The sequence below is a fragment of the Moorena sp. SIO4E2 genome (assembly GCF_010671945.1).
Lineage (GTDB): Bacteria > Cyanobacteriota > Cyanobacteriia > Cyanobacteriales > Coleofasciculaceae > Moorena > Moorena producens.
The window spans coordinates 1-4,719 of record NZ_JAAHIE010000535.1 but is presented as its reverse complement, the minus strand read 5'-3'; the positions used below and the strand labels follow the sequence as shown (position 1 = coordinate 4,719).

Annotated in this window: 4 protein-coding genes; 1 reads left to right on the top strand and 3 read right to left on the bottom strand. The window is 44.8% G+C overall.

Going from position 1 to position 4,719, the window contains the following annotated elements; translation table 11 throughout:
- Nucleotides 1-110 precede the first annotated feature (110 nt).
- The 3 genes from F6K37_RS44985 to F6K37_RS32380 form a co-directional block, all read right to left on the bottom strand.
- The gene (locus tag F6K37_RS44985) at nt 111-266 is read right to left on the bottom strand and encodes a transposase (protein WP_353838748.1); all 156 of its coding nucleotides are present in this window, start codon (nt 264-266) and stop codon (nt 111-113) included.
- Between the two features lie 765 nt (nt 267-1,031).
- Nucleotides 1,032-2,633 carry a DGQHR domain-containing protein gene (locus F6K37_RS32385; protein ID WP_287254735.1) on the bottom strand — a complete coding sequence of 534 codons (1,602 nt, stop codon included), beginning with the start codon at nt 2,631-2,633 and terminating at the stop codon, nt 1,032-1,034.
- Between the two features lie 267 nt (nt 2,634-2,900).
- A complete protein-coding gene (locus tag F6K37_RS32380) occupies nt 2,901-3,107 on the bottom strand; it encodes a hypothetical protein (protein ID WP_287254733.1) in 207 nt (68 codons plus the stop codon).
- Between the two features lie 228 nt (nt 3,108-3,335).
- Between F6K37_RS32380 and dndC the strand changes: the two genes are divergently transcribed.
- Nucleotides 3,336-4,719, top strand: a 1,384-nt coding sequence (dndC, locus tag F6K37_RS32375; RefSeq protein WP_287254731.1) for a DNA phosphorothioation system sulfurtransferase DndC, incomplete at its 3' end; no start/stop codon positions are given.

Sequence of the window (4,719 nt, the reverse complement as noted above, 5' to 3'; positions counted from 1 at the left end):
TTCCTGAACTACTGCTGACTTTTTCAGCTGGTCACCCACCAGGAGGTATTGACTCAAACTATTACTCTGACTAATTTGTCAGTTTTACTGAGATCTAGTCTACCGTACTTTTAAAAGAGCCGCACCCTATCTGTTCTTAGTACCCAGAGAATTCTGTTGATAACCGTGCGCTGCTCTTTGTTTGGCTTACCTGTATGCGGTTTTTGCTGTGGTAGTAACGGTTTTAACCGTTCCCAATGTTGATTACTTAAGTTCCCTCGATTCATGAATGCACCCTGCGATCACACTACTTTTTTGAGGATATAACGAGTTGGAAAACAGGCCCTAGGGGGTCTTGCCATCATTTTCAGCCTCGTAGCCAGCCTTGGGACAGGCCGCCGGAAGGATACGGGCAAGATGCCCGTTCCACAGTTGCGCTTTCCACCCACCGGGCCAAACAGCAAAAATGATATCACCCCTGATTACGGATAAATTGCCCCCTTTTAATGGCTTGATCAATTGCTGTGTACTGCTCTGATTTTCCTGTGGCTTTAAACTCCAGTGCTACTGTCATCGATCGATCTGTTGAGGCAGCATTTTTAGAATAGCTATTATCTGATCAAATGTCAATAGTTTAGGGGAATAAATTCCCTGGGTAATCCTATATAAATTTTCGTTAAAATGTCCTTGACAAAATCTTGAGAATTTGGGCTATAAATGACGGTTACTATCTCAGTTTACGTCTGCGATCGCTAGCCGGGTAATCCTATATAAATTTTTGTTAAAATGTCCTTGACAAAATCTTGAGAATCTGGGCTATAAATGACTATAATAAGGCAGAAGGCAGAAGGCAGAAGTAAAGGAGTAAAGGAGTAAGTTTTCAAGGGAGAAGGTTTTTTATAACTAATTATCCGGAGATGATATTAAGTCCCAGGGTCGAAGCCTGTGCCACGGCTGACCGCTGACCGTCAAGGGGTTAGGAGAATAAATTGCCCAGGGTCCAAAGCCCCTAGATGAATCTAGGGGCTTTGGACGCGGTGTCACTAATTCCGTTACAACTGAGGTGGTAATCCTACCTCCTTCGGTTTCACAAACTTGCCCTCAAAGCTGATCGCTTGATCTTTGCTAACACTCCTGGCATTAGCCACAGCTATGCGCAGTTGAGCACGTTCCATACGCTCTGTAACACCACCCAAAAGATATAACATCACTTTGCAGGCTAACTCTCGTCCAGAAACTAGCACTCGTTTTCGATTTGGCTCATACAAAATGCCGTACCAAGGGGATTGTGGGTGATCTATCTGACTAAAGCCACCCGAACCATCGTATTTTTGAAGTTTCTCGAAGATGGTTTTGAGAGAGAAATCCTGGTTAAATACTAGAATACCCAAAGCTTGAACTAGGGCGATTTGTCCTACTGGACGGAATAGCATGTTTCCTTCTCCTCCACCCCTTTCATGGTTAAACCGACGCAGCTGGGGTGTTTCTTTTCCATGTTCGAGCTTTTGATAGCTGGGTAAACTAGCTAGATAGTCGAAAAGCTCCGTCAATGTTTTAGTTCCCATCTCTAGCTCTTCATCTTCAGGACGCATGGGAATTAGACCTTTCTCACAAGGTTTCCAGTGAGGGAATTGGTAGCCCAAATACAGCTCAGATATATGTTTGAGAGCTTGTAAAGTAGTCAAGACTGTTGACTTAGCGGAAACCGTAGCGCTATCCCAATTCACCCGAGGATTACGATTTTCCATCTCCCTCAGCAGAGGATGACTCATGGCAATTTTTCTAGCAACGATTGAAAAGCCATCGTCTTCATTGAGCAACGCTAGTTGTCCTTTGCTCAACCTTACTGCCATCAGGTTAACGTGAGCAAAGATCGAGCGGATGCGTCGCCGTGCTTCTTCACGGGTTTCTCCCTGAACCACAGCAGGAATGAACTCAATACCAATTTTTTCTGTGGCTAGACTTTGCAGATAACCTGGCGAGATGTGATACTCCTCCATCAAGTCATCAACTGTAATCAGGGAGCCGATTGGCTTTTTGCCTTTGCTATATTTCTGGAGCGTACCGATTTTAATCAATTCCATCAGAGCCTGGATTCCCATCAGTCGATGCTGACCGTCTAAGGCAAAAATTGAAACATGGTCTGAAACATCAAGCAGTCCGACTGTGCCATCTTTATCTAAACTGGTGAACTCAGCTGCCGACTGGAGAGCGCGTTGATTCTTATCCCAGTGAGCAGCCTGGGCATTATCTACCCAGCCAGAGCTAAGCACTACCAGGACTGGGGGAAACTTGTGAGTTTTGCGGGCTGCTAGATATTGAGCCAGAGCAGCTTGACGTGACCAATCAAGAGGACGCTGCTGAAGCGCTTCTATAGTATCGGCATCTCTGACGATATTGTTCGTTTGTTGATCAAACTTTTGCTGAAATAGCGGCAGTTGGGAGGCGTAGCGGACGCGAATTGCTAACCATTCCAGAGTGACTGAGCCAATAAATGCCTCTGTAGTGCCCATGTGAGTTTTCTGTACCAAGATTTGGTCGTTTCTAGCCAGATGCCTATCCAGCAATAACGCCAGCGCCTGTCGATCTCGGTTTTCTTGTTCAAGTATTTGGTTGGCGAGGTCATTGGGATGATTTGCACTTTTGATCACCATAGTTTTAAACCCATAATGCTGCGTTGTAGAAGCTATCGATAAATAGTAAGCATTCAGCTATCAGCATTCAGCTATCAGCATTCAGCTATCAGCATTCAGCTATCAGCATTCAGCTATCAGCATTCAGCTATCAGCATTTAGCTATCAGCATTCAGCTATCAGCATTCAGCTAATGCGCTACCTCCCAGCGTCGAAGCCTGTGCCACGCTACTGTTCGCACAGCGTGCCCGTAGCGCAATCGGTGCTTTTGAATAAAATATAGCGTTTCTAGGATTTATGAGGTACGCTTTTCAACCTCAAAGTCCCCCTTGATAAGGGGGATTTAGGGGGATCCCTTTGTACCTCATGGCATAGAGAATTGCTATAAGCTGTTCCCGTAGCATGAGCCTTTAGCTGACGGCTGACCGCTGATGGCTGTTCGCGTAGCGTGCGCGTAGCGCATATGCTTACGATAAATATTTTTAAGACTAGCACAAGTTTTTAAGGATCAAATTAGCTTATTTCCCTATACTCGGGCTTCGATAGAGTAAAACTATTAATCATACCATTTTAGGAAGAAAAACGTTAGATCCACTGTCAAGAAATTTTATTCAAAACTTGGGATAAGCTCGAAAAAAGGACCAATCTGCCAAGCCTTGTCTTAGCAGAGAGTCAGCACCCCGCTCTTGCCTAGAGGGGGTTTCCCTACTGCGGTGAAGTCAGATGAATCAGGTCAAACTCTCAGAAAATAAGCCAAAAAATCGCACTGTGGCTGAGCTAGTGGAAGAGATTACTGCTCTGACCACTGAAATTCAACAGTTATACTGCTTAGACGCAATTCCCTGGGTGATAGGGTATAGTGGTGGCAAGGATAGCACCGCAACTCTACAGCTGGTATGGAATGCGATCGCAGCTCTGCCACCAGAACAGCGAACTAAGACTATCTATGTCATCACTACAGACACGTTAGTAGAGAATCCCATTGTTTCAGCTTGGGTTCGCAATTCCCTAAAACAGATTAAGTTAGCGGCTGAAGCTCAAGGATTGCCCTTTGAACCCCATCTCTTACAACCGGAGGTTAAAGAAACCTACTGGGTCAGTTTAATTGGTAAAGGTTACCCAGCCCCACGGGGTAAATTTCGCTGGTGTACTGAACGTTTGAAAATTAAACCCTCTAACCGTTTTATTCGGAATGTTATCCGATCTAGTGGAGAAGCTATTGTTGTTTTAGGCACTCGCAAAGCGGAAAGCCAACAACGGGCAAGACGGATGAAAAAAATGGAAGCTAAACGAGTACGTGCTCGTCTAACTCCTAATATGAATTTACCAAACTCCTTGGTTTATAGCCCCATTGAAGATTGGCAAAATGATGAGGTTTGGCTCTATCTCATGCAATGGCAAAACCCCTGGGAATACAGCAATAAAGACTTATTTGCTATGTATCGAGGGGCTAGTGCTGATAACGAATGTCCATTAGTTGTGGATACCTCTACTCCTAGTTGTGGTAGCTCTCGTTTTGGTTGCTGGGTTTGTACACTGGTAAGTCAGGATAAATCCCTGACAGCGATGATTGATAATGACGAAAAAAAGGAATGGCTAGAACCTTTACTGGATTTGCGCAAGGAGTTGGAGCCTGGAGAAAACCGTGAGCGACGAGATTTTAGACGTAGCAATGGTAATGTCCAACTGTATGAACGGAATTTAGATGGACAAATATCTGTTGAGCCAATTCCTGGTCCTTATACGAAAGAAGCACGGGAGTATTGGCTGAGGAGATTGCTTACTGTTGAAACTGAAGTTCGTCAGAATTGTCCAGAAAATATGCGGGACATCACCTTGATTAGTCGAGAGGAACTTAGTGAGATTCGTCGCATCTGGCTAGAAGAAAAACACGAATTTGATGATAGTTTGCCCCGCATTTATGAAGAAGTTACTGGCGAACCCTTCAAAGACATCCGTCCTGGCGCTGACAACCGTCTCCTTGGTGGTGATGAGTGGCAGGTCTTAGAAGAAATCTGTGACAATGATGCTATGCATCTCGAACTAATGGCAAAACTGCTAGACACAGAACGCCAGTATGTGACTAGGTCTCGTCGTATTGGGATCT